Source organism: Candidatus Aquicultor sp., from assembly GCF_054640775.1.
In genome coordinates, this window is sequence record NZ_JBTSLF010000123.1 from 6,942 (window position 1) to 7,717 (window position 776).

Consider the following 776-nt stretch of genomic DNA (forward strand, 5'->3'; position numbering starts at 1 on the left):
TACTCGGTTCTCTCGAAATACCGCACGCCGAAAGCGAGTGCGACCGCACCGAAGCAGAACACGATGCCGAGATCGAGCCAGAGAGGAAACACTTTTTGCCCGACGAGCGTTTGGCGCAAAGCGTCGACGCCGTAGCTTAAGGGGTCGATGCGCACGAGGGCGTGCATCCAGATGGGGAGGCTCTTGCCGGTCGGAAACATCGCACCGGAGAGAAAAAACATGGGGAGCAGCAAAAAGTTTACCACGACTTGAAACCCCTCGTGAGTGTGCATGCGCGCGGCGATCAGGATACCGAACGACGTCATGGAAAAGGCGATCATGAACATGATGATAAAGGCCAAAAGAAGCTGCAATATACTGAATTTGACGCCGATGAGCGGGGCGACAAGGAGGATGATGGTGCCCTGCATGACGGCGACGGTGCTGCCGCCGAGCGCCCGCCCTACGACGACCGACCAGCGCGGTACCGGCGCGACCAGTACTTCTTTTAGAAAGCCGAACTCGCGGTCCCAGATAATCGAAACAGCGGAGAATATCGACGTGAAGAGCACCGACATCGAAATGATTCCCGGGTAGATAAAGCGAAGGTACTGCGGACTTCCGCCCCTTACAAGCGCGGTGGAGAGCCCGAGGCCCAGAACGAAGAGCCATAGGAGCGGCTGCGCGGCCGAGCTTACTATCCTTGGTTTGTCGCGTAAAAACCGGGTGACGTCTCTGAGCCAGAGGGTGTAGATTCCCATGAGCGCCTCTTTCATCGGGTGCGCCCCCTTCGTGCG

Annotated in this window: 1 protein-coding gene; it reads right to left on the reverse strand. The window is 57.9% G+C overall.

From position 1 onward, the window contains the following. The coding region (locus ACYC56_RS10250; RefSeq protein WP_461374084.1) for an ABC transporter permease at window positions 1–755 on the reverse strand (755 nt) is incomplete at its 3' end. Between the last annotated feature and the right edge of the window lie 21 nt (window positions 756–776).